Genomic DNA, 23,883 nt, shown 5'->3' on the forward strand with positions numbered 1-23,883 from the left:
TGGCTGATTTCTTGAGCTTAATATCCGATACATATACACTTGGCGCGATTTTAAATGATGTGGATTACTAATTATGCGCGTGGCTGACTTTAGCTTTGACTTACCTGATGAATTAATAGCTCGTTTTCCTAAAGCGGACAGAACCAGCAGCCGTCTACTCACTTTAGATGGCCCAAGCGGAACTTTAGAACATAAAGTGTTTAGCGATATACTTGATTTAGTAAACGAAGGCGATTTATTGGTCTTTAACAATACACGCGTTATTCCAGCACGTATGTTTGGTCAAAAAGCTTCAGGCGGAAAAGTTGAAGTACTTGTAGAGCGGGTATTAGATGAGCATCGCGTACTTGCGCATGTACGGGCAAGTAAGTCGCTTAAGGTCGGTAACGAAGTTATTTTAGAAGGCAAAGCCAAGGCAATAATGGTTGCACGCCACGATACTTTATTTGAGCTTGAGTTCGATCATAGCCAAAACGTGCTAGATATACTTAATGATATTGGCCATATGCCACTGCCTCCTTATATTGACCGGCCTGATACCGATGCTGACCGTGAGCGTTATCAAACTGTTTATGGAGAAAAACCAGGTGCAGTTGCAGCACCAACTGCAGGTCTACATTTTGACGATAAATTAATGACAGCACTCAAAGATAAAGGCGTAAACATGGCTTTTGTTACGCTACACGTTGGTGCTGGTACTTTTCAGCCGGTACGAGTTGATAGTGTTGATGAGCATGTAATGCACTCAGAGTACATAGAAGTACCTGATGACGTAGTTGCAGCTGTTGCGCAAACTAAAGCAAATGGTGGGCGTGTAATTGCGGTAGGCACAACTTCAGTTCGCTCATTAGAGTCGGCTGCTAAAGTTCACGGCGGCAAGTTAAATACGTATTTTGGTGATACCGATATATTTATTTTTCCGGGTTATCAATTTAATGTTGTTGATGCCATGGTCACAAATTTTCACTTACCAGAATCAACGCTTATAATGTTAGTCAGCGCATTTAGCGGCCAAGACAATATTATGGGCGCTTACAATACCGCAATTGAACAACAGTACCGCTTTTTTAGTTATGGCGACGCGATGTTTTTAACACGTAAGTAACAAAATATTGTTTAATACTCAGTCGAATATATTAAAACCCCCAGCTTAGTTGCTGGGGTTTTTGTTTGCGGCAATTGGCAAGACTGAATTTATCGCAGCTAATAGTATTAGTGAGGCAAAAAGGGTAGAATCAGGCGGTTAAATTATAGCTTGTTGGACTGTTTTTCCGACATTGAGGATGATATGAAATTTGAATTAGATTGTACTGACGGAAAAGCGCGCCGCGGCCGCTTAATTTTTGACCGTGGTGTAATAGAAACACCTGCTTTTATGCCTGTTGGTACTTACGGTACTGTAAAAGGTATGACGCCAGATGAAGTTAAAGCCACTGGTGCGCAAATATGTTTAGGTAATACCTTTCATTTAATGCTTCGCCCAGGTACTGAGATCATTAAACAACATGGTGATTTACACGACTTTATGAATTGGGACTTCCCAATTTTAACTGACTCAGGCGGTTTTCAAGTATTTAGCTTAGGCGCAATGCGTAAAATTACTGAAGAAGGCGTTTTATTTCAATCTCCAGTAAATGGTGATGAAATTATGATGTCGCCTGAAAAGTCGATGGAAGTACAGCGCGACTTAGGCTCAGACATCGTTATGATTTTTGACGAGTGTACGCCATACCCAGCAACTGAAAAAGAAGCTAAAGATTCTATGGAGTTATCTCTTCGTTGGGCTAAGCGTTCAAAAGAAGGGCATGGCGATAATCCATCTGCTTTATTTGGTATTATCCAAGGTGGTATGTACCCAGAATTACGTGCACAATCACAAGCTGGCCTTGAAGAAATTGGTTTTGACGGTTATGCATTAGGTGGCCTATCAGTAGGTGAGCCTAAAAACGAAATGATGAATATCCTTGATCATTGTGCGTTTAAAATGCCAGAAGACAAGCCTCGTTACCTTATGGGTGTAGGCAAGCCAGAAGACTTAGTTGAGTCGGTTCGCCGTGGTATTGATATGTTTGACTGTGTTATGCCAACACGTAATGCGCGTAACGGGCATTTATTTATTACCACGGGTGTAGTAAAAATACGTAACGCAGTGCATAAAACAGATACAGGGCCACTTGACCCTGAGTGTGATTGCCATACGTGTAAAAACTATTCACGAGCTTATTTGCATCACCTTGATAAATGTAACGAAATTTTAGGTGCGCGACTAAACACAATTCATAACTTACGTTACTATCAACGTGTTATGGAAGGTTTACGTAATGCAATTAGCGAAGGTAAATTAGAAGAATTTGTACAAGATTTTTATGCTCGCCGAGGCCAAGATGTGCCAGAGTTAGCAGATATAAAAAATTAAACTTTAAAATTAAAGAGGAAGTATCATGAGTTTATTTATTTCAAATGCACACGCAGCAGCTGGTCAACCTGCGGCAGGCGGTGGTTGGGAAATGCTAATAATGTTAGCTATTTTCGGTTTGGTTTTTTACTTTTTAATCTACCGCCCACAAGCTAAGCGCGTTAAAGAGCACAAAAGCTTAATGAGTATGATGGCTAAAGGTGATGAAGTACTTACCCAAGGCGGTTTAGTGGGTAAAATTGTGAAAATTTCTGAAGAGAAAGATTTCATCGTTATCTCTTTAAACGAGCAAGCAGAAGTTACAGTACAAAAATCTGCAGTATCTGCAGTATTGCCAAAAGGCACAATGAAGTCGCTATAAAAATAATAAGGACGACCCCGTGTTAAACAAGTTTCCAGTTTGGAAGTATTTACTTGTTTTAGCTGTGGTAGCCATTGGCCTTTTATATGCCTCTCCAAACTTGTATGGTCGTGATCCGGCCATACAAGTTTCAGGTGCTAAAGGCGCTGATGTCGATCTCAGTGTTGTAGACAAAGTAAACGCAATCCTTGAAAAAAATAATGTAACCGCTAAATCGACAATACTTGAAGATGGGCAAATTTTAGTTCGTTTAAAAAATGTTGAAGAACAGCTTAAAGCGCATGATTTACTGCGTGATTCGCTGAGCGATGATTACATTTCTGCTATTAATATGGCACCTGCTCAACCAGCTTGGTTAAAAGCGGTTGGTGGTAACCCTATGAAGCTAGGTCTTGATTTAAGTGGTGGCGTACATTTCACCATGGAAATCGACATGGCAACAGCGGTTGATAACCAGCTTGAGCAAATGGAACAAGATTTTCGCAGTGACCTGCGCGAAGAAAAACTACGTTATCGTAGTGTTCGCCGCGTAGCAGGCTCCGATCGTATGCGTGTAGAAATGCGTACCGAAGAAGACAAAAATGCTGCAGAGAGTTTCTTAGAAACTCGCTACCCGCTAAATGTCTACATTGATGACAGCAGTAACGATAAAGCATTTTTTGCGACAATGAGTGAGCAAAAACTCAAAGAAATTCGTGACTACGCTATCAAGCAAAATGAAACGATTATTCGTAACCGTATCAACCAAATTGGTGTTGCAGAACCTAACGTACAACGCCAAGGCGCTGAGCGTATTATTGTTCAACTACCTGGTATTCAAGACACAGCACGCGCTAAAGAAATTTTAGGCGCAACAGCAACACTTGAATTTCGTGAAGTAGACGAAAACGCTGATATTAGCGCTGCTGCTCAAGGTCGTATCCCTGCGGGTACTGAAATGATCATGAGCCGCGACGGTTACCCTGTTGTACTTAAAAAGCGTATTATTCTAGAAGGCAGCCATATAACTGGCGCGCAATCTGGCGCTGATGAATACCAACGCCCGCAAGTGAGTATTACGCTAGATAGCAAAGGTGGGGCAAAAATGAATGCCTTTACCAAACGTGCTATTGGTAAGCGTATGGCAACGGTATTTATTGAGTACAAGCCATCAGGTAAAAAAGATGCAGATGGTAAAGCGCTTCCGCCTATTAAGGTTGAAGAAGTTATTAACGTAGCAACAATTCAAGCACGTCTTGATCGCTCGTTCCGTATTACAGGTATCGATAACCCAGCTGAAGCACATAACTTAAGTTTGCTACTTCGTGCAGGTGCGCTTGTAGCACCAATTCAAATTGTTGAAGAGCGCACTGTAGGTCCAAGTTTAGGTCAAGAAAATATTGAAGCGGGTATGACTGCGGTTGCACTTGGTTTTGCGTTTGTACTTGTGTTTATGCTTGTGTACTACAAAGGCTTTGGTATGGTTGCAAACCTTGCGCTTGCGGCTAACTTAGTACTAATTGTAGGTGTTATGTCTTTAATTCCGGGCGCTACACTTACGCTACCAGGTATTGCCGGTATTGTATTAACGGTAGGTATGGCGGTTGATGCTAACGTACTTATTTTTGAACGTATTCGTGAAGAGCTGGCCGATGGCCGTAGCCCTCAACAAGCGATTCATTTTGGTTACGATAGCGCATTTAGCACTATATTTGATGCCAACATCACGACACTAATTGCTGCCATTATACTGTTTGCAGTGGGCACTGGTCCGATTGCGGGCTTTGCAGTGACACTTGCGATTGGTATTTTAACTTCAATGTTTACAGCCATCGTTGGTACCCGTGCGGTAATCAACTTATTTGTTGGTGGTAAACGCATTGATAAACTTTCGATTTAAGGAGCAGACATGCAAATTTTAAGTTTGGGTAGTAGAACCCTTCGTTTCATGTCTCTTCGAAAAGTGGCTATGGGTTTCTCGACGCTACTAATTTTAGCGTCGTTTGCATCAATTTTTATCAAAGGCCTAAACTTTGGTTTAGATTTTACCGGCGGTACTGCGGTAGAAGTGGGTTTTTCACAACCGGCTGACCTTAAAAAAGTACGTGATGCACTAGCTGATAATGGTTTTGCTGATGCATCAGTGCAGCTATTTGGTTCAAGCCAAGAAATTTTAGTTCGCTTAGCACCACGCGGTAGCGATGTAAAAGCTGAAGTAATTGGTAACCAAGTAATCGATGCACTTAAAAAAGCAGACGACAGCGTAGTAATGCGCCGTATTGAATTTGTAGGCCCAAGTGTAGGTGAAGACTTAAAAGAGCAGGGTGGCCTTGCCATGTTAACTGCGCTTATTTGTATCTTAATCTACGTTGCGTTTCGTTTTGAATGGCGCTTTGCAGTAGGTGCGGTAGGTGCACTACTACACGATGTTATCATTACTGTGGGTTTATTTTCGGTATTAGGTTTAGAGTTTGATTTAACTATATTAGCGGCAATTCTTGCGGTAATTGGTTATTCACTCAATGATACGATTGTTGTATCAGACCGTATACGTGAAAACTTCCGTAAGGTACGCATTGACGATACGATAGAAATTATTGATATTTCACTTACGCAAACACTTAACCGTACACTTGTAACATCAATCACGACTATTTTAGTATTGATTGCCTTGTTTACATGGGGCGGACAAACCATTCATGGTTTTGCAACTGCATTACTGTTTGGTGTGTTTATTGGTACTTATTCTTCGATTTATGTTGCAAGCTCTGTTGCTATAGCAATGGGCGTAAGCAAAGAAGATTTAATACCAGAAGTAATAGAAAAAGAAGGCGCAGACCAAGACGCTATGCCGTAACTAGGTTTGTACTTAATAAAAACCGCTCTTATGAGCGGTTTTTTTATGAGCGCATTTTTTTGCGCAATAAAAATGTCATACACACTTGGTACTTTATTGCTCCAATCAAAATAGTTGTAAGGCAAATACGTGACGATTCAGCGCAAAGTATTAGAGTACATTTTAAAAAGCGGTGAAATAACAACGCTGTTTCAGCCTATTTTTGATATTAGTAATCAAGTTATTTTAGGTTACGAAGCACTTAGTCGAGGACCTAAAAATAGCCCGTTAGAAATGCCTAATACGTTATTTAAAGTTGCCCATGAGGAATGTTTAATTTCGGAGCTTGAATTACTATGTCGCTCTAAAGCGATTGAAAACTTTGTAAGGCTTAACCTACAAGGTAAATTATTTTTAAATGTAAGCCCTAAAACACTACTAGACCCTTGCCACCCTAAAGGGGAAACATTGCACCTAATAGAGCAATTTGGCTTAGCTGCTAACCGTGTAGTTATAGAGGTTACTGAGCAAGAAAAAGTAGATGATGGCTTCTTGTTATTAAAAACGATAGCCCATTATCGAGAGCTCGGTTTTACTATAGCAATAGATGATTTAGGCGCTGGGTATTCAGGGTTAAAGCAATGGTCTGAACTATGCCCTGATTTTGTAAAAATTGACCGCTATTTTATTGATCATTGTGATGAAAGCGAAGTTAAAAAAGAGTTTTTGAAATCTATTACTATTTTGGCCAGAGCTACTAATACTCAGGTTATTGCCGAAGGCATCGAACGTCCAGAAGAGCTTACATTTGTAGAAAACTTAGGCATTAGTAATGTACAAGGGTTTTTACTCGAAAAGCCAAGCATAAAGCCAAGTGAAGATTTCAGCTCAGAGCAACTAAAAGCTCTTTCATTTACGCAATCAAACACATTGTTTGATCAATCTATGGCCATAGGTCGCTTATCGGTTACGCAACCTGCAATAAGCAGCGACACTCGCTGTAAAGATGCGCATAAGCTCTTTGAGCAAGATAAATCACTCATAAGCATTGCAGTGTTAAATACTGAAAACCAGCCAGTAGGGTTACTTCACAGAGATCAATTAACAGAAGTTTTTGCAGCGCCCTATGGGCATGCTCTTTACGATAAACGCCCCGTTACTGCACTGATGGATAAGCAGCCCTTAGTCGTTGACGAAAACCAATTACTCGATACCGTAAGTAAACAAATAACTGAGCAAGACTTTGATATACGCCGCCATATAGTGATAACCAGAGAAAACGCTTATTTAGGTTTAGCGCCGCTTCGCGATATTTTAAAACACATAACCGAAGAAAAAATACGCCATGCACAACACGCTAATCCACTGACTATGCTCCCTGGTAATGTGGCAATTAATGAAGCTATAGAGCAGCGATTAAAAGGTAGTAATCCGTTTTCACTCGCGTATATAGACTTAAATCATTTTAAGCAATTTAATGACTTATACGGCTACGCTAGCGGCGACAGTGTAATTAAACTATTAGCTGATGTAACAGTGCAAGCGTGTAAAAATAGTGCTAACTTTGTAGGACATATAGGTGGCGATGACTTTATGGTGGTGTTTGATCAGCACAACGCGGTTGATATATGTAATACCATTATTGAGCAATTTCAACTCCAGTCTCGTATATTTTTTACACCTGAGCACATAAAGAGCGAAGGGTATTGGGCCACAAATCGTGAAGGAGAAAAGCAATTTGTGCCGCTACTAACGTTATCGATTGGCTTAGTTGAGCCTGATTTACAACAATGTAAAAACAGTCACCAAGTTGCAGCACTCGCAACTGATGCTAAAAAAGAAGCCAAACGTTATCGCCATAGTTATTTGTTTATTTGCAAACGTAAAGGGCCTGCGCCCGCAGTGGTGCGCCTAGCAAGCAATAAGCAGGTAATTTAAATAAAAATAGGTAATTATTATGTTGCCAATAAAAATCTCGACCAGTGTACTTGGTCTGCTTGCAAGTTTTGCACTTATGGCGCAAGAGCAAATAATTAATGTAGCCCAAAAGCAAGATACTCAAAACGCACGAGAAGAGTACTTAAGTGAGCTACTGGTACGTGCACTTGAGAGTGTTAACTATCCTGGGGTTATTAGGATGACTCCCATATCAGATCAGCAAAAACGTAAGCTCATAAACCTAAATGATAACGAACTAGATATGTATTGGAGTATGAGTAGTCCAGAGCGAGAGGCACTTGCTTTAGCTATTAAAATACCACTATTTAAAGGTTATATAGGAAAGCGGGCTTTACTCACTAATAAACAAAACGTAGCACGCTTTAAAGACGTAAAAACCCTAGAGCAGCTAGGAGAGTTTTCAGCAGTGCAGGGTCACAACTGGCCAGATACAAGAATAATGTCCTATAACGGCTTACGTGTAAGGCCGCTTACCAATTACCAAGCCATGTTCACTTTAACGAGCCGTGGGCGAATAGATTACTTTCCTCGCTCGTTTATTGAGGTTAATTCTGAGCTTATTGAAAACAAACAAAGTAACTTAGTCGTTGTGCCTGATTTATATATAAGCTACCCAACGGGTATTTATTATTTTGTGACTAAGAGTAAACCCGAATTGGCAAAGGCAGTAGAGGAGGGCTTAATATTAATGCAGACAAACGGCGAGTTTGATGCATTATTTAATGAATACTTCGCAAAGGATTTAAATACACTACCTTATACAAAAGGTAAAACAATAGAGATTAAGCTCGATAACCCTTATTTTTAGGCACAAAAAAAGGAGCCTAGGCTCCTTTTTAGTATGCTATTAATAGCATTTAATTAGCGAAGTAACGACTCAGTTAATACTGGACGAATTTCGCGGATAATTGCTTGAGTCAGTTTTGGTGAACCACAGATAATATTGCCGCTGTGGTTATAGTTATTACCACCGGCGAAATCTACAACCATACCGCCCGCTTCTTTAACCATTAGTTCGCCCGCAGCAGAGTTCCAAGGTTTTAAACCAATTTCAAAAAATCCATCAACACGGCCAGCTGCAACGTATGCCATATCTAAAGCAGAACAACCTGCACGGCGAATATCAGCAGTGTGTACAAACAATGCTTTAAACGCTTCAGTGTATGCATCCATGTGGTTTTTGTTTTTGAAAGGGAAACCAGTAGCAAGTACAGTGCCTGCAAGAACCGTAGTTTTGCTAACGCGTAGACGTTTACTGTTTAACTGAGTGCCTTGACCGCGAGATGCAGTGAAAAGCTCACCACGAATTGGATCATAAATAACAGCTTGGTCTAAACGACCTTTAACTTTAAGTGCGATAGAAACCGCGTAATGAGGGATACCTTTGATGAAGTTAGTTGTTCCATCGATAGGATCTACAATCCATTGGTAATCATCATCCTTGCCTTTATGCTCACCTAGTTCTTCACCAACAATTGAGTGAGTAGGGTAAGACTGTAAAATAGTGTCACGAATTACGGCTTCGGCTTCTTTATCAATGTTAGTTACTAAGTCGTTAGCGCCTTTTTGTTGCACTTCAACTTTTGATAAATCTTCACTTGCGCGAAGTAAAATTTTGCCTGCGTTGCGCGCAGCGCGAACCGCAATGTTTAACATTGGATGCATGGTATTACCTTTGGGTTGTAAAAGAACGTTTATATATTTCAGCCGGCGTATTTTAGCGACTTTTGCCATAAAGTAAACAATAAACCCCAAATACTTGTGTTTGTTTTTTATACAAGATTGAAAAGTTTATATATTTTTAAAAAATAATTATCTGCATTTAAATAAATTAATTTTAAATAACACTTTACCTAAAGTTAACTTGAGGTTTTATCGTGCTCCTAACTTAACTGATAGGATAACATTATGTATTTAGAGCACGTAAACTTAGTCGCGAGTGATATAGATAGTATGCTTACATTTTATCGCGCTGTATTTCCACATTGGTCGATTAGAAGTGAGGGCAGAGGCGATTGGCATGGAAAACCAAGACGCTGGGTACACTTTGGAGATGACACGCATTACATTGCGATAAGCAGTCATGGTGAAGGTGAAAACAGAAACTTATCGGGCCATCAAATTGGTTTTGCACACTTTGCTTATGTAACTAATAATTTAAGCGCAGTAGTAATGCGCTTAAATAAAGCGGGTTTTACTCTAAGCAAGCAAGGTAGCGAGAATCCTTTCAGAAAGAATGTCTACTTTATTGATCCTGCAGGGTTTGAAGTTGAGTTTGTAGAGTATTTAAGTGATATACCAAGCGAGCGAAATAACGATTTATAATAAAATACTAAGCAGCACGCTAAAGTGCTGCTACTCAATTATAGTGAGCGGTTATTATTACCCGTGCCAAACTGGGTTTTTAGCTCATTTGCAAAGCTCATAAATTTTTCTTTAATTGTGCGCTTTATTTTCACTTCAACCGAGCCCATTACTGCCTTTCCTTCAATATGAATTGTAGGGCCTTGGCGTTTGTTAAGCGACACAGATTTATTTTCAAGGCTACTTAAAATACAAAACATTTTAGACACTACATTGACATGCTCTGGTACGTAAATTTCATCGCTACCAAAAATACAGTTAACGTAAATAGTTACATTTTGATGCGCAAAAATAGCATCGGTAAAATCAAGCACCACCGATCCCATAAAGTTACTCAAATATATATTTTTTGGTACAACCCACTGACCACTTCGCTCGTTAGATCCTAAAATACTGCGTAATGTAAAATCATCATCACTGTTTTGCTGTGCACTATAATGTGGTGTAAATTGCGATTGTTTTTCTGCTTTATATTGCTGATCGGTATTAAGTGTTAAGTCTTCTACTAAGGCTAGCAGTGCTTCGTTATTAGGTGCATCCATCGCATTATCTAAACGTCTTTCAAATGCATCAACAGAAATAACACCATGACTGTAATTATAAATTAATTGATCAATCACTTGTTCGCGTACTTGCTCTATTGGGCGGTCTTCAACTTTTACAGACATGAGTTATTCCTTATTATATTTACTATTGATACTGCTCTTGTAGTTAGGCTGCAAACCGCGTACCAAATATAATTTCATTAATTATCAATTGGTTATTTTTTAACGGTGTTTTTTGTTTTGTTATATTAACGATAGATTAACCAAAAGAGCAATTATCTAGCTATTTTCACTATTTGAGAAAGTTTTACCGAGTAGCCTGTAAATAGTTACACAAACATAGATAAGGTTTTATCTTTTAATTAATTCAAGTCTTTGAATTTTAAGTATAAATAAAGTTGGCCTGAAGCTCGCATTAGTTAAAGTGTCTTTAATCAAAAGGAGAAAGATTATGAAAACATTTAACAAATCTATTATCGCAGCTCTAGTTCTTGGTACTACGGCTATGGGTGCCCAAGCAAACAGCTGGGAAAACGAAAGTAAAGATGCTTGGATTGATGGTAAGGCAGAAACCGTTCTACTTATGAACACTAATCTAAACAACTTTGACATTAACACTGATGTAAAAAATGGCAAGGTAGTACTTACAGGTAAAGTTAATAGCGAACTCGATAAAGAGCTAGCAGAAGAACTTGTACTTAGCCTAGATGGTGTAACTGATGTTGATAACAGCCTTACTGTTGTTAAAAGCATGGACACCGAAGATAAAAACAACGACATGATGGACGATGATGATAACGACCTAACGGACGCTAAAATCACCACTGTAATCACAACTCGCTTCCTGTTTGACTCAGAAGTAGGTGGTACAGACATTGATGTTGATACCGACAACGGTGTGGTAACTCTGAATGGCTCTGTAGAGTCTGAAGCTGAAAAGCAACTAGCAGTTAAAATTGCTAAAAATGCTGAAGATGTTCGCGACGTAGTTGATAAACTAGCTATTGTTGCTGAATAATACAGTGTAGTTAAGGCCCAGTAATGCTGGGCTTTAAGTCTTTTCAATGTTTAATTTAAATGGAGTTTGATCATGGATATTATTCGTATAATACTTTCGGTTTTATTACCGCCATTAGGTGTGTTTTTGCAAGTTGGCTTAGGTATGCATTTTTGGTTAAATATTCTATTAACACTGCTAGGTTATTTCCCAGGGTTAATACATGCAATCTACATTATTGCGAAAAAATAATGACAGATTATATATTGTGTAAGCCGACTACTGAGGTTTAGCTAAATACTTTAGTACCGATCGGCTCACAATATTAGTTTTTAGAGAGTTTTTAGAGAGTTTTTAGATTAAATCCAATTTTTAAAACTCTTCAACCCATTAATTCACTTCCTTAACTCACTCCCAATATTATTTTAAAACTATACTTATTGTTTACTAATAAGCTTTCCAGCTAACAGTCGCGCTCAGATTCTGATTTGATGCCATTTAGGAAATCTTCAACATTAGTGTGTTTATACATCCATAATATACAATCAAATACCTTATTATTTAGTGACAATATTACCTTCACTTCTAGTGTTATCATTAAACTAGGTTTTTAGGCATGTTGAGGTAGTTAATTGAATATTCGACTTATAATGTTAGGCGTTGTGTCATTCATTTTTTATTTTAGTTGGGCCTTCTGGGCAAATAGTGCGGCAGACATTGCTAAATCGGTCACTTTTCAAGCTGCATTAGTGCAAGGGTTGTATAGTGGATTTGTAACGCTGTTTTTTACCTTTATTTTAGAAAAGGTCGTCAACAAGTATAAGTTTAGTTATGTAACGCTTGCGTTCGTAACTCCAATTATTTGTATGTTTCATTCTAAAACACCACAAAACGTCGCAATACGACAAAGTTTTAATAATGCAATTAACTCTAGCGCCTCGTATTTAAGTAATAAAAAAATAGCAGGCGTACTTTTTGCGCCTATTATTCCGATTACTGTTCAATCGAGCTTAGTGATTATGGTGAATGTAGTTAATCAGACACCTAATCTGGCACTGACAGTAGCCCCAAGCATATTTTTTACAGCCTTGTATGCCTACACATATATGTTAGCTTTGCTTAAAAAGTAGAGGGTTAAATATAAAAGACTATATGGGATAGGTTTTGTTTATAATTTAATGCAGTGAATAGCACGGTAAATATCTTACATTTTATGTTTATGCCCACTTAAAAGATTACTATTTAAGCAGTTAGCTTGTTGATTGTTAAAATAAAGGTTTTTGGTAGTGACAAGCACCTAAAAAGTTTTTATACTGCAACCCGCTTTAGTCGCTCTGTGACTGAACGCTTCAAAAATTAACTGCCTAGCAGTTATATAAAGTTGGCCCCTTAGCTCAGTTGGTTAGAGCACACGACTCATAATCGTTAGGTCCCCAGTTCGAGTCTGGGAGGGGCCACCACTTTTACAAATTTCCCAAGTAAATATCTATCCAAATTATTTAAAGCTACATTAATTTAATATTGTGTAATTTTTATTCTTTAGTTACCCCTAAGAATAAACGTAATCTAAATAAAGTTAATCCATAGATTAAGCTAAGCTTTCTTAAATTTGGAATAGTGCGAATGCACTATTAAATTCCAGCGTTAGATCAGATGCTTTGCTTTATAAGTGACAGTGATCAGCATTTAATGTCAGAAGACAAAAAAGCCCCTATTGGGGCTTTTTACTTACTAGTGTTTACTTTTATTGCTCAAAGCTACAAGAGTTAACTAATTTTTACGGTATATCTCATGCTCAATATCGTAAATATTTACGCTTAGACTGTCTGATGCTCTGCAATATGTTTTTAAACATGAAAGTAGCAGTTCGCTTAACATTTGTTTTTGCTCAATTGAGCGTCCTGCCAAAATATGTACCGCGATATGTATAAACCCTGATTTTCCTGCGCCAAGTTGATATTGCTGATAAGCAATAGCACGTGTTTTTATGGTTTCTAATTCAAACAAGTTACTTTCGAAAGCGGTTGTATGAATTTTTTCTACCAGTACTTGAGGTAAAACGGGGAGGTCTTCTGAGTGTTCAATAATAATGTGCGGCATTTAGGCGTTTCCTATTATGAGTTACTGCATGAGCGAGAGGTAATTGTACCAAATACAAGAGGGGTCACTAAACCCTGAGCTATCTAAAATCTTTACTTTAAACTAATTTAGTCGTATTTATTTTTGATGTTAGTATAAAAACAAACAGGTGAACCTTCGCTTAGTAACTTATCTACTAAGTTACCTATATATTAATTAAGGATAAGTATGAAATTACCACAAAAATTTAAACGTTTAGTTTTACTTGCAGGTGCTGTTGTTACATTAAGTGCTTGCTCTGATGATGTTGCGTCGGTAAGTCTTGGGTTATTTACAACTAAAGATGTTGTGGTGAATTCGCAGCAAGATCCAATCCTCGAAGGCGTTACTTGTCATATTAGTCATATAGAGGCTAATTTGGACTTTTCTGACCCGTCAGATATGTCTATAGCGTGTCGTCAAACAGGGCCTATTACAGCGCAGCAACTACAAAAAATAGACCGCAGTAAATCAGGTGAGGTGATATTTAAATCATCTAAAAGTATATTATTTAAATCACTAAAAGTGCGCCGTATTTACGATGCTGAAAACCGTACCTTATTGTATTTATCGTATTCAACTAAAGAATCCAGTGGTAGCCACCACCATGCACTATCAACAGTGCCGCTATACAATACTCAAGCGTGGGATTGGGCACTTACACAGAAAAACTAAACTGGTACCTAAACTAAAATCTAAAAGAGCACACTATGTTAGCTTTATTTAAATCAAAGCCATTATTAGAGCAGCAAGAACAGCAATGGCTTATTGATACATTTATTTGGGCTGTAGAAAACTTTGATGCTGAATTTTTTACAAAGCACACTCAAATAATACTGCCAACGGCCACTTTTTTCCCCGATTCGGTATCGAGCATAGAAGAGATGGCGAGTAATGTTTTTACCCGCGTTACTAATTACGCGGGTATGAACGCATGGCCTATCCAACTAGTTGCACCGCAGCAGTTACAACCGCAAGTTTTTCCGCACTTTGAATTTAGTGATGAAATACGTGGTAAAGGCAGTCATTTAATTGTGCCGCCAAGCCATAAGGTCAGTATCTCTTTTAATCCTAATCAGATTAATCAGCCACAAGATTTAGTGGCAAGTTATGCGGGTACATTGGCCACCATACTTATTCATCACGTTGGGGTGCTACCGCCAGGTGGTAGGGAGTATTTACCACAAGCTGCAGATGCACTTGCCTGTTTTTTAGGGTTTGGTGTGATGATGAGCAACACTGTGTATCAGTTTAAAGGCGGTTGTGGCTCTTGTTATAATCCATACGCTAACCGTGAAGCTAAGTTAAGTGAAACACATACGGTATTTATGCATGCTCTGATTAGTTACTTTAAAAACGATAAAGTGTCTAAAAAACACTTAAAGCCGCATTTACGTGGTCAGTTTAAAAAAGCGCAAAAAGAAATTAAAGCATTGGTAAATAACTCGGCTAACCCGCTGTTATTAGCTTATTCGCCAAACTAGCAAGGATCTGCGTGGAATACTTAGATGAATTTTTACTGATTGTTATTGCTCATTTTTTTGCAGTAGCAAGCCCAGGGCCTGACTTTGCTGTTGTACTCAAACAGAGTGTGCAACAAGGTAGACGCAATGCACTCTGGACAAGTGCCGGTGTTGGCGCTGCTATTTTATTACACGTTGCCTATTGTGTTTTAGGTGTTGCGCTTATTTTAACGCAGTCACCTAGCTTATTTATGGCGCTTAAATATGTGGCTGGTGCCTATTTAGCTTATTTAGGTGTGCAGGCGCTTAGAGCGGCAAAACCACCAACAAGTAATCAAGACAATGTAGAAATAAAAACGGTAGTCGAAGAACCTGTTTGGCTTGCTTTTAGGCGAGGCTTTTTCACAAATGCATTAAACCCAAAAGCCACGTTATTTTTTATGTCGTTATTTACACTCGTGATTAGCCCAACAACACCTACTAGTATACAGGTAGGCTACGGCGTATACATGGCATTGGCTACGTGGACGTGGTTTTCAATGCTTTCAATGATACTTTCTAGAAATAATGTAAGGGGTTTTTTCCAACAACGCGGTTATTGGTTTGACCGTGGAATTGGCGTTATTTTAATTGCCCTTGCAGTACGTGTTGTTATTTAACTTATTTAAAAAGTGTAGGAGATAAAATGCCGTTATATAATTTTTCGTTTGGCTCTAATATGTCATCTAATCGTTTGCTAGCGCGCTTACCGAATGTAAAGCGTGTAGGAACAGCGGTACTTAAAGGTTATGAGCTAACTTTTGATATGCTATTTAAAGATGGCTCAGGCAAGTGCAGTATTTGCCCAAGCGATAAAGAAGACGCGCTGGTTTACGGCGTTATTTATGAGCTTAATGAAGATGAAAAAGTTATTTTAGATAGTATTGAGGGCGTAGGTTACGACTGCGTAGATATAGCCCCAACGCTTTTAACGGGTGAGACTGTAACTGCACATTGTTATATAGCTAATACCCACGACAGCGACGTACTACCATACGATTGGTACATAAAACACGTTCATCGCGGATCACTTGAAGCGGGCGTACCAAAAGAATACAGTGATGCGATATTAAATCGCGCACAAAAAAGCGATACCAATCAAGAACGCGCAGCAATTGAATTTGCAGTTCATCAAAAAATAATAAAATAGGATTGATATGAAATTAACCAAACTTGCCGCAATTGCACTATTAGCGGGTACTACGTTTAGTAGCTGGGCACAAGTTGATACCAACAAAATTGACGATGTTATTAAAGCCTCAATGGCACGTTTTGACGTACCCGGCATGGCAGTCGCCATTGTTGAAAACGATAAAGTGATATTTGCTAAAGGCTTTGGTGTAACTAATCTCGATACCAACAAAAAAGTAAACAAAGACACTTTATTTGGTATTGCTTCAAACACCAAAGCATTCACTACTGCGGCACTGGCAAAGTTGGTTGATGAAGGTAAATTAAGCTGGGATGACCGCGTCATTGATCATTTACCAGAATTTAGATTATACGACTCATACGTAACACGCGAAATGCGTATTCGTGATTTATTAAGCCACCGCAGTGGGCTGGGACTTGGGCAAGGCGATTTAATGATTTGGCCAAGTACCGACAAGTCAGTTGATGAAATTTTAGCGGGATTACAGTATTTAAAACCAGCGAGCAGTTTTCGTAGTAAGTATGCTTATAACAACTTAATGTTTGTTACCGCTGGCGAAGTAGTTGCGCGTGTATCGGGTATGAGTTGGAATGATTATATCGAAAAAAACATATTGCAGCCGCTACACATGGACAACTCGCGCGCGGGATTTTCGCGTATTCCAGAAAGTAATAAAAACTGGGCAACCGGTCATATTCCTATGGATGGCACGCTTCATCCATTTTTTGTGAACTACCTAGAAGATTTTAGAGGTGCAGGTGCAATTGCTTCAAGTGTAAGCGACATGAGCCAGTGGCTTCGTACACAATTAGCAGGCGGTAAAATGCCAAACGGCAAGCAGCTATTTAGCGAAAAGCAACAAGCGCAAATGTGGCACCCACATATTACGTCTATGGCGTCCAAAAGCGCGTTTGAATCGTATCATCAGCAGTTTAGAGGTTATGGGTTAGGTTGGAGCATTGAAGACTATCACGGCTTTAAAAAGCTAGGTCACGGTGGTGGTATTTTAGGGATGGTATCGCAAGTTACTTTATTGCCTGAGAAAAAGCTTGGTATTGTTATTTTATCTAATCAACAAGCTTTTGGTGCGCTTTCGGCGGTAACCCATGAAGTACTTGAAGATGCGCTTGAGCTTGAAGATAAAGACTGGGTAGAAGATTTAGCTAAAAGTCATTTTGAAGGTAAACAACACGCGTACGCTAATGCAAAACCAGAAGCTCCGGCTGACTACCAACCGCAATTACCAAACATTAATTACACCGGTACATTACATGATGATTGGTATGGCGATGTGATTATTGAGCAGCTTGATAGTAAATTGCATATTGATTTTACGCATACCAAGCGCTTAAAAGGCACACTTGAGCATTACACCGGTAATACATTTATAGTTAAGTGGGATGAAAAACTGCTTGAAGCGGATGCGTTTATTCGTTTTGAAATGAGCTCACAAAACCGTGTAAATAGCGCTAAAATGCGTGCAGTATCAACAGCGGTTACCGACTTTAGCTTTGATTTTAGAAACCTGCATTTAAAGGCAAAGTAGCTAATAGCTTTGATATTTAAAATGTTGATATAAACCAAAGTCGCAAAGCCACCGACAGGTGGCTTTGTTATATTAAGTTTTTACACATTGTAAGGGACTTTTTATGCGTACCGCTGTTATTTCTCATCCTCATTGCCGTAAGCATAAAATGATAGACGACCATCCTGAGTGTCCAGAGCGCTTAGATGCAATTACCGACAGATTATTAGCCAGCGGTGTAGATGTTGGCTTAACCCACCTTCAAGCGCCTAAAGCCGAGCGTGAGCATTATTTACTTGCTCACGATGAATCTTTAGTTAAACACGTAGAAGCCAGGATACCAACCGAAGGGCTTGCTAATTTAGATGGCGATACTTGGCTATGCCCAGATTCGTTTAAAGCGATTGAGCGTGCAGTAGGTGCGGGGTTATTAGCTGTTGATGAAATACTTGCTGATAAACTCGATGCCGCTTTTTGTTCTGTGCGCCCGCCAGGGCATCATGCTAATAAAGATTCGTCATCCGGATTTTGTGTATTTAATAACTTAGCCATTGCTGTTAAGTACGCCCAAAGCAAAGGGGTTAAACGTATTGCGATTGCTGACTTTGATGTACACCACGGTAATGGCACACAAGACATTTTTATTGATGACGAAAACGTACTGCTTTGTTCGTTATTTCAGTATCCGTTTTATCCTAATACAGCGGTCAAAAATAATAGCCATATAGTTAATTCACCTCTGCCAATTGCCAGTAATGGCGACGACCTAAAAGAGGTGTTTACTGGGCAATGGTTACCAAAATTAAAAGCGTTTAAGCCTGAATTACTTTTTATAAGCGCAGGGTTTGATGCTCACCTAGAAGATGATATGGCAAGCTTAAAGTTTGTTGAGGATGACTACATTTGGCTTACCGAGCAACTATGTGGTGTTGCTAAAGAGGGCGGTTGCAAAGGGGTTATTTCGTATTTAGAGGGTGGCTATGCGCTATCAGCTTTAGGTCGCAGTGCTGTAGCGCATATAAAAGTACTTACTGAACTTTAAATAAAAAGAGAGTTTATAACCCTAGTAAATCAAACGCCTGCGCTGCACTTAGGGTTTTGATTTTACCAAGGCAGCATTGCCCTTCATTTAATAAGTAAGCTGTAACAAGCTGTGCTAGCTGCTCGCCATTCAATTTAGGGCAAGCAGTGCCTTGTAAATTAAGGAAGTCACCTTGCTTATTAAGTACTCGCACATCGCTTAGCTCACTTTGCGTAACGCTGTGTAAGCATTCTTGTTGCTCTTGTTGGTTATAGGCTATCTCAAGCTCATTATAAATAACCAATAACTGTGGGTAGCTGTTTAACATAGCTCGTTAGCCTACGGTTACTTCATAAGACGTAAATTTACGAATATTAATAACGCCTTTTTCAAAAATTAAGTATTGGCCTTTAATACCTTGTAAAATACCACTTACTACAGGGTCTTTGTCAAAGTTAAATGAGCTGATTTTTGTTGGGTATTCGGTTACTGGAAAGTTTAAATCAACCACATCTTCATCAAGTTGCTCTATTGCTGTTGCGCCAAATAATTCACTGAGCTCGTTTAGCTTTTCACTAATTTGTGGGATCAGCTCGGCTGCCGCTGCTTTTAAGTCAATTGCGTCGTTTTGACCTTTTAGCATATTGCGCCAATTAGTTTTGTCGGCAATAAATTCAGCCAATGCAACTTCTACTAAACCAGATTGCAGGCGAGTTTGCACTTTAAAAATAGGTAATGCCTGAGTGGCGCCTTGATCAACCCAGCGAGTCGGTATTTGTGTGTGGCGGGTAATACCTACCTTTAAACCTGAGGTGTTAGCGAGATACACATAGTGTGGGATCATGCAGTTTTCTTCGCCCCACTGCGGCTCTCGGCAAGTGCCTTGATCGTAGTGGCAGGTTTCTGGTTTCATTATGCACATATCGCAACTAGCAAGCTTGCGCATACATACAAAACAGTGACCTTGAGAATAGCTTTTTTTGGTTTTTTTACCGCAGTTAGAACATAAAATAGTGCCACTAAAGGTAAGCGTAAGCTCCTTACCTATAAATGCATTTAAGTCTACTAAGTGTTCACCTACAGGTAAGTGATATTGTACTGGTTCGGTTAAGCTCGATTTTAGTTTACGCAGTGTGCCTTGCATCTTTACTTGGCCCCTAAAGATGTTAAAAAGAGGAGTCTAACATTTTTAAGCTATATTGGCTTTTTAAGAAGTGTAAATAGTCGGTGTAAGGCAGTGCTTTTGCGTATAAATAACCTTGGGCGGAATCAGCGTTCATATCTTTGAGCAAGTGATGGATTTCTTGGGTTTCTACCCCCTCAATTGTTATTGATAAATTGAGGTTATGCGCCATATCAATGGCTGTTTGTACAATAACTTGGTGAGTTGGGTTATTAGGCAAATCAAAAACAAATGACTTATCTATTTTAAGCTCACTAAAGTGATAATTAACTAAGTAGCTAAGTGACGCGTAGCCTGTCCCAAAGTCATCCAGTACCACTTTAATACCTAATGCGGTTAACTCATCAACTAACTTTATAAGTGCATCTTGACTATCTACGAAGGCCGATTCGGTTAGTTCAAATTTAAGTAAGTGTGCCGGCACTTGGTATTTAATTAAAATATTTTCTACTTTTTCGGCTAAGTTATTTATGGTTAAGTTTTTAGCACTTAAATTTACGCTAATTGTGTGCTCGTTATAGCCATTTTTTGTAAGCTCAACTATGTCTTTACAGGCTTGCTCTATTACCCACAGTGTTAGCTCGTTAATAATACCTGTGTGTTCAGCAAGTATTATTAGCTCTTCAATTGATAAGTTGCTGTAAGTTGGGTCGGGCCAACGTAATAAAGCTTCAGCACCACTTACGTGGTTACTTAATAAGTTTATTTGAGGTTGGTAATAAAGCGCCAGTTGATTTGTTTTGATTGCTTGTTGCAGCTTAGCGGCTAGAGCAACGTCCATCATCAGATTATTACCGTTTGACGATGACCCAACTTGATTAACGCTACCTTTTGCTTTTTTAAGCGCTAAATAACCACGCTTTAACCAATATTCAAAGTCGTTAGTCTTGCCTGCACTACTAATACCTATACTGTAACTAAGCTGCAGGTTTAGCCCTTTAATTTCATATTGTTTTGGTAGGCTACTAATTATTTTAGTCAGTAGTGCTTCTAGCATTTCTTGGTTTTGTGTTTTTGTAGAAATACAGGCAAATACACCACTGCTTAAATCGGCTAAGCGAGGACTGGTGTTTAAATCTGTTTCGAGGTTTGTAAATTCACGTTCATGGCTGAGTTCTAATTCAAGCTCTTTGGCTATATGCTTTATAAGTGTGTAGCCCTGAGAAGAGGTAATAATCGTATTAAGTGAATTAAAGTGACGTATTTTTATTAAACACAACGTTGTTGAGCGGTTTTGGCTCTGTAGTGCCATAAATGCTTGTTTTAGCTTGGAGCTATTAAGTAATCGTGTTTGTTGTGTATGCGTGGCATGATAAAGCGCACGTTCTCGCTGATACCTTACCCTGTCTGCTAATGCCATCGCCATTAAAATAACTTCACACAAAATAGCGACTAAAAAGGCATGGTGGGTTGCAAAGGTATACGGTAAAACACCAGTGAGTTCCATAGGCTGAATTGCCGCACCAAAAATTAGCGGTATCCATGATAAAACATAAAACTTAGCCCACCTAAAACCACTGCGTAACTTGTTATATATTAAAATAATACAGGTAATATAAAGCAGTACCATTACACCAAAAAATATAGGAGCCGCTATATTTTCAGGAATAAACAAGCTACATACAGCAAGAGTAAACATAAGCCAAAGTAGAGCTATGCTCATTTTGTAACGCCAACATTTATCTTTATGATAGCGCAAAAACATGGTGCAAAAAGCAAGGGTGAAAAAGGCGACCCCATAATTACTAAACACAATTTGTTCGTGAATAAAGAGCTGCCATTGCTTAGGCCATAAATAAAAACCAAAGCCCAGTACTGCACCCATTAGCGTAATAGCGCTGACGATGTAGCCAATATAAATTAAATAAACACGGTCTTTTATACCAAAATAAAGCACCAAGTTATAAAGTGCAGCCATCAATAGCACGCCTACAAAAATACCCCAGATCCCAGTTTGAGAGCGCACTAAGTCAATAAACTCTTTATCACGATACAAGTTTACAGGTGTTTTACTTATGCCTATTGTGTCTATTTTTATTACTAGGCGTTGTGATGATTTTCTTTCTACTAAAAAGCGAATATGCGGTACGCTGTATTCAAACAAAGAGAGGGCTTCTTCTTTATCGCCGAGTTTGTATGTTTCAATTAGTTTGTTATTTTTATCGAGGCGATAAACCGTAAGGTGATCGACCATAGGGTTGTCAAAATGTGCTACAACATTTTGCTTGTTAAGACTTTTATTTTCTAAATCAAGAAACAACCAATAATTTTGTTGGCTAAAGCTCCATGGAACATCTGAAAATGGTTGATGAGTAAGTAATTCAGGTTGGTTAATGATGGTATCGAATGTTTTAGTTTTGGTTTCGTCAATATAGTAGGCGTAATCGAGGTACATTGGAGCCGTTTTATCAATTGTATATCGTGGAGGCACGACTAAGTTTGATGCCAATGTACTGATTATAAAAAATATAAAAATCAGTATGGCAACAGCAATTGCATGGTAACGTAAAGTTCTTAGTTCCAACGTTAATTTACTTTTAAAAAACCTTTTAATTAGTGTAGCACTAAAAAAGCGCAGGGAAACTGCGCTTTTTTAGTTAAATTAATTGGTTATACCAATGAATAGGTATTATAGGCTATTGCTCGCGTGCAATAGCACGGTAAGCTATATCTGTACGATATTCCATACCATCCCAGCTAATTTGTTTAACAAGCTCATAGGCGCGTTGCTGCGCTTGCGTAACAGTGTTACCAAGTGCTGTTGCGCATAATACGCGACCTCCTGCGGTTACAACGTCATTGCCACTTTGTTTAGTACCCGCATGAAACACTTTTTCACCTGCAGGGTAATCCACTTTTAGCCCCGAAATGGCGTCACCTTTAGGGTAATCACCAGGGTAGCCTTTAGCGGCAAGTACAACACCAACGGCTGCGCGTGGGTCAAACTCAATTGTTGTTTTATCAAGTTCTACACGGTTAGCAGCTTCAATCAATTCAACCAAATCTGATTGCAAACGTAGCATCATTGGTTGAGTTTCAGGATCGCCAAAGCGACAGTTATACTCAATTACTTTAGGGGTACCTGTTTCGTCAATCATTAAACCTGCATATAAAAAGCCGGTGTACGGATGGCCTTCGCTTGCCATGCCTTCTACCGTAGGGTAGATCACTTCGTTCATAATACGCTGGTGGATTTCATCAGTAACAACTGGCGCAGGTGAGTATGCACCCATGCCACCCGTGTTAGGACCCGCATCGCCATTGTAAGCGCGTTTATGATCTTGGCTGGTTGCAAATGGTAATACGTTTTTACCATCAACCATTACGATGAAAGACGCTTCTTCACCGTCTAAAAACTCTTCAATAACAACACGACTTCCCGCATCGCCAAAAGCATTACCCGCAAGCATATCGCGAATCGCTTCTTCGGCATCGGCCTCCGTCATGGCTACAATTACGCCTTTACCCGCAGCCAAACCATCTGCTTTTACAACAATTGGCGCGCCTTTCTCTTTTAAATAAGCAAGGGCAGGCTCAATTTGTTCAAACGTTTGGTAGTCACCCGTTGGGATTTTATGACGTGCTAAAAAGTCTTTAGTAAACGATTTCGAACCTTCAAGCTGAGCAGCGCCCGCCGTTGGTCCAAAAATAGCCATGTTATGTTCACGAAACTTATCAACAACACCCAGTACTAACGGTATTTCAGGACCTACAATAGTAAGCTCTACCTTATTTTGCTGTGCAAAATTAAGTAAACCATCTAAGTCGTCAACGTTTATTGCTACGTTTTCAAGTTTTGGTTCAAGTGCAGTACCTGCATTACCAGGGGCTACAAATACAGTATTTACTTTGGTGTTTTGAGCGGCTTTAAACGCAAGTGCGTGTTCGCGGCCGCCGCTGCCAATGACTAAAACATTCATGGCG

At 39.2% G+C, this 23,883-nt stretch carries 24 protein-coding genes and 1 tRNA gene; 18 read left to right on the plus strand and 7 right to left on the minus strand.

Going from position 1 to position 23,883, the window contains the following annotated elements; all coding sequences use genetic code 11:
* The first annotated feature begins 73 nt into the window (after window positions 1–73).
* From queA to H5160_RS05565, 7 genes are all read left to right on the plus strand, one after another.
* Window positions 74–1,105, plus strand: coding sequence for a tRNA preQ1(34) S-adenosylmethionine ribosyltransferase-isomerase QueA (gene queA / locus H5160_RS05535; RefSeq protein WP_182737026.1), 1,032 nt, complete (start codon window positions 74–76; stop codon window positions 1,103–1,105).
* Window positions 1,106–1,288: 183 nt separating this feature from the next.
* Window positions 1,289–2,416: a tRNA guanosine(34) transglycosylase Tgt gene (gene tgt, locus H5160_RS05540; protein ID WP_002957831.1), complete on the plus strand. Its 1,128-nt coding sequence runs from the start codon at window positions 1,289–1,291 to the stop codon at window positions 2,414–2,416.
* A gap of 25 nt (window positions 2,417–2,441) precedes the next feature.
* The gene (yajC, locus tag H5160_RS05545; RefSeq protein WP_002957830.1) at window positions 2,442–2,777 is read left to right on the plus strand and encodes a preprotein translocase subunit YajC; all 336 of its coding nucleotides are present in this window, start codon (window positions 2,442–2,444) and stop codon (window positions 2,775–2,777) included.
* Window positions 2,778–2,796: 19 nt separating this feature from the next.
* The gene (gene secD, locus H5160_RS05550) at window positions 2,797–4,656 is read left to right on the plus strand and encodes a protein translocase subunit SecD (protein WP_007586473.1); all 1,860 of its coding nucleotides are present in this window, start codon (window positions 2,797–2,799) and stop codon (window positions 4,654–4,656) included.
* Between the two features lie 9 nt (window positions 4,657–4,665).
* Window positions 4,666–5,613, plus strand: coding sequence for a protein translocase subunit SecF (gene secF / locus H5160_RS05555; protein ID WP_182682574.1), 948 nt, complete (start codon window positions 4,666–4,668; stop codon window positions 5,611–5,613).
* 129 nt (window positions 5,614–5,742) lie between these two features.
* On the plus strand, window positions 5,743–7,530 hold the full coding sequence (locus H5160_RS05560; RefSeq protein WP_182715871.1) for a GGDEF domain-containing protein: 1,788 nt from the start codon (window positions 5,743–5,745) through the stop codon (window positions 7,528–7,530).
* A 19-nt stretch (window positions 7,531–7,549) separates the two neighbouring features.
* A complete protein-coding gene (locus H5160_RS05565; protein WP_182695500.1) occupies window positions 7,550–8,359 on the plus strand; it encodes an ABC transporter substrate-binding protein in 810 nt (269 codons plus the stop codon).
* A gap of 53 nt (window positions 8,360–8,412) precedes the next feature.
* Here the strand turns inward: H5160_RS05565 and suhB are convergent, their stop codons facing one another.
* Window positions 8,413–9,216 carry an inositol-1-monophosphatase gene (gene suhB, locus H5160_RS05570; protein ID WP_002957826.1) on the minus strand — a complete coding sequence of 268 codons (804 nt, stop codon included), beginning with the start codon at window positions 9,214–9,216 and terminating at the stop codon, window positions 8,413–8,415.
* A gap of 243 nt (window positions 9,217–9,459) precedes the next feature.
* Between suhB and H5160_RS05575 the strand changes: the two genes are divergently transcribed.
* On the plus strand, window positions 9,460–9,876 hold the full coding sequence (locus H5160_RS05575; RefSeq protein ID WP_002957825.1) for a VOC family protein: 417 nt from the start codon (window positions 9,460–9,462) through the stop codon (window positions 9,874–9,876).
* Window positions 9,877–9,914: 38 nt separating this feature from the next.
* On the opposite strand, the gene H5160_RS05580 is transcribed toward H5160_RS05575, so the two are convergent.
* A complete protein-coding gene (locus H5160_RS05580) occupies window positions 9,915–10,583 on the minus strand; it encodes a LiaF domain-containing protein (RefSeq protein WP_182737028.1) in 669 nt (222 codons plus the stop codon).
* Window positions 10,584–10,911: 328 nt separating this feature from the next.
* On the opposite strand from H5160_RS05580, the gene H5160_RS05585 reads away from it, so the two are divergent.
* The 4 genes from H5160_RS05585 (at window position 10,912) to H5160_RS05600 (ending at window position 12,917) form a co-directional block, all read left to right on the plus strand.
* Window positions 10,912–11,478 carry a BON domain-containing protein gene (locus H5160_RS05585; RefSeq protein WP_182693927.1) on the plus strand — a complete coding sequence of 189 codons (567 nt, stop codon included), beginning with the start codon at window positions 10,912–10,914 and terminating at the stop codon, window positions 11,476–11,478.
* Window positions 11,479–11,550: 72 nt separating this feature from the next.
* Window positions 11,551–11,709 carry a YqaE/Pmp3 family membrane protein gene (locus H5160_RS05590; protein WP_002957822.1) on the plus strand — a complete coding sequence of 53 codons (159 nt, stop codon included), beginning with the start codon at window positions 11,551–11,553 and terminating at the stop codon, window positions 11,707–11,709.
* A gap of 380 nt (window positions 11,710–12,089) precedes the next feature.
* A complete protein-coding gene (locus H5160_RS05595; protein WP_259416769.1) occupies window positions 12,090–12,587 on the plus strand; it encodes a hypothetical protein in 498 nt (165 codons plus the stop codon).
* Between the two features lie 253 nt (window positions 12,588–12,840).
* Window positions 12,841–12,917, plus strand: a tRNA-Ile gene (locus tag H5160_RS05600).
* A gap of 310 nt (window positions 12,918–13,227) precedes the next feature.
* On the opposite strand, the gene H5160_RS05605 is transcribed toward H5160_RS05600, so the two are convergent.
* A complete protein-coding gene (locus H5160_RS05605; RefSeq protein WP_002957818.1) occupies window positions 13,228–13,557 on the minus strand; it encodes a 5-carboxymethyl-2-hydroxymuconate Delta-isomerase in 330 nt (109 codons plus the stop codon).
* Between the two features lie 207 nt (window positions 13,558–13,764).
* Between H5160_RS05605 and H5160_RS05610 the strand changes: the two genes are divergently transcribed.
* The 6 genes from H5160_RS05610 (at window position 13,765) to H5160_RS05635 (ending at window position 18,797) form a co-directional block, all read left to right on the plus strand.
* Window positions 13,765–14,250 (plus strand): CreA family protein, encoded by a 486-nt coding sequence (locus tag H5160_RS05610; protein WP_076925008.1) that lies wholly within the window; start codon window positions 13,765–13,767, stop codon window positions 14,248–14,250.
* Window positions 14,251–14,285: 35 nt separating this feature from the next.
* Complete coding sequence (locus H5160_RS05615; protein WP_170072317.1) at window positions 14,286–15,059, plus strand: hypothetical protein; 774 nt, start codon at window positions 14,286–14,288, stop codon at window positions 15,057–15,059.
* Window positions 15,060–15,070: 11 nt separating this feature from the next.
* Window positions 15,071–15,697, plus strand: coding sequence for a LysE family transporter (locus tag H5160_RS05620; protein WP_182737029.1), 627 nt, complete (start codon window positions 15,071–15,073; stop codon window positions 15,695–15,697).
* A 26-nt stretch (window positions 15,698–15,723) separates the two neighbouring features.
* Window positions 15,724–16,227, plus strand: a complete 504-nt coding sequence (locus H5160_RS05625; protein WP_121953767.1) for a gamma-glutamylcyclotransferase family protein — start codon at window positions 15,724–15,726, stop codon at window positions 16,225–16,227.
* 7 nt (window positions 16,228–16,234) lie between these two features.
* Window positions 16,235–17,776 (plus strand): serine hydrolase, encoded by a 1,542-nt coding sequence (locus H5160_RS05630; RefSeq protein WP_121953768.1) that lies wholly within the window; start codon window positions 16,235–16,237, stop codon window positions 17,774–17,776.
* A 103-nt stretch (window positions 17,777–17,879) separates the two neighbouring features.
* Window positions 17,880–18,797, plus strand: a complete 918-nt coding sequence (locus H5160_RS05635) for a histone deacetylase family protein (protein WP_182737030.1) — start codon at window positions 17,880–17,882, stop codon at window positions 18,795–18,797.
* 13 nt (window positions 18,798–18,810) lie between these two features.
* Here H5160_RS05635 and H5160_RS05640 read toward each other — a convergent pair whose 3' ends face one another.
* From H5160_RS05640 to purD, 4 genes are all read right to left on the minus strand, one after another.
* Window positions 18,811–19,104 (minus strand): hypothetical protein, encoded by a 294-nt coding sequence (locus H5160_RS05640; protein ID WP_182737031.1) that lies wholly within the window; start codon window positions 19,102–19,104, stop codon window positions 18,811–18,813.
* Window positions 19,105–19,110: 6 nt separating this feature from the next.
* Complete coding sequence (locus tag H5160_RS05645; protein WP_182737032.1) at window positions 19,111–19,920, minus strand: DUF2797 domain-containing protein; 810 nt, start codon at window positions 19,918–19,920, stop codon at window positions 19,111–19,113.
* A gap of 22 nt (window positions 19,921–19,942) precedes the next feature.
* Window positions 19,943–22,483 (minus strand): EAL domain-containing protein, encoded by a 2,541-nt coding sequence (locus tag H5160_RS05650; protein WP_182737034.1) that lies wholly within the window; start codon window positions 22,481–22,483, stop codon window positions 19,943–19,945.
* A gap of 112 nt (window positions 22,484–22,595) precedes the next feature.
* Complete coding sequence (gene purD / locus H5160_RS05655; RefSeq protein WP_165744701.1) at window positions 22,596–23,879, minus strand: phosphoribosylamine--glycine ligase; 1,284 nt, start codon at window positions 23,877–23,879, stop codon at window positions 22,596–22,598.
* Window positions 23,880–23,883: the final 4 nt, after the last annotated feature.

Source organism: Pseudoalteromonas sp. SG43-4, from assembly GCF_014164325.1.
Lineage (GTDB): Bacteria > Pseudomonadota > Gammaproteobacteria > Enterobacterales > Alteromonadaceae > Pseudoalteromonas > Pseudoalteromonas distincta.

Bases quoted from the DNA above. Each gene is read 5' to 3' on its own strand.
- suhB (WP_002957826.1), bottom strand. From the start codon at position 9,216: ATGCATCCAATGTTAAACATTGCGGTTCGCGCTGCGCGCAACGCAGGC.
- purD (WP_165744701.1), bottom strand. From the start codon at position 23,879: ATGAATGTTTTAGTCATTGGCAGCGGCGGCCGCGAACACGCACTTGCG.
- H5160_RS05640 (WP_182737031.1), bottom strand. From the start codon at position 19,104: ATGTTAAACAGCTACCCACAGTTATTGGTTATTTATAATGAGCTTGAG.
- H5160_RS05610 (WP_076925008.1), top strand. From the start codon at position 13,765: ATGAAATTACCACAAAAATTTAAACGTTTAGTTTTACTTGCAGGTGCT.
- H5160_RS05590 (WP_002957822.1), top strand. From the start codon at position 11,551: ATGGATATTATTCGTATAATACTTTCGGTTTTATTACCGCCATTAGGT.
- H5160_RS05575 (WP_002957825.1), top strand. From the start codon at position 9,460: ATGTATTTAGAGCACGTAAACTTAGTCGCGAGTGATATAGATAGTATG.
- H5160_RS05580 (WP_182737028.1), bottom strand. From the start codon at position 10,583: ATGTCTGTAAAAGTTGAAGACCGCCCAATAGAGCAAGTACGCGAACAA.
- H5160_RS05565 (WP_182695500.1), top strand. From the start codon at position 7,550: ATGTTGCCAATAAAAATCTCGACCAGTGTACTTGGTCTGCTTGCAAGT.
- H5160_RS05645 (WP_182737032.1), bottom strand. From the start codon at position 19,920: ATGCAAGGCACACTGCGTAAACTAAAATCGAGCTTAACCGAACCAGTA.
- queA (WP_182737026.1), top strand. From the start codon at position 74: ATGCGCGTGGCTGACTTTAGCTTTGACTTACCTGATGAATTAATAGCT.
- yajC (WP_002957830.1), top strand. From the start codon at position 2,442: ATGAGTTTATTTATTTCAAATGCACACGCAGCAGCTGGTCAACCTGCG.
- H5160_RS05625 (WP_121953767.1), top strand. From the start codon at position 15,724: ATGCCGTTATATAATTTTTCGTTTGGCTCTAATATGTCATCTAATCGT.
- H5160_RS05585 (WP_182693927.1), top strand. From the start codon at position 10,912: ATGAAAACATTTAACAAATCTATTATCGCAGCTCTAGTTCTTGGTACT.
- tgt (WP_002957831.1), top strand. From the start codon at position 1,289: ATGAAATTTGAATTAGATTGTACTGACGGAAAAGCGCGCCGCGGCCGC.
- H5160_RS05605 (WP_002957818.1), bottom strand. From the start codon at position 13,557: ATGCCGCACATTATTATTGAACACTCAGAAGACCTCCCCGTTTTACCT.
- H5160_RS05630 (WP_121953768.1), top strand. From the start codon at position 16,235: ATGAAATTAACCAAACTTGCCGCAATTGCACTATTAGCGGGTACTACG.
- H5160_RS05615 (WP_170072317.1), top strand. From the start codon at position 14,286: ATGTTAGCTTTATTTAAATCAAAGCCATTATTAGAGCAGCAAGAACAG.
- H5160_RS05635 (WP_182737030.1), top strand. From the start codon at position 17,880: ATGCGTACCGCTGTTATTTCTCATCCTCATTGCCGTAAGCATAAAATG.
- secF (WP_182682574.1), top strand. From the start codon at position 4,666: ATGCAAATTTTAAGTTTGGGTAGTAGAACCCTTCGTTTCATGTCTCTT.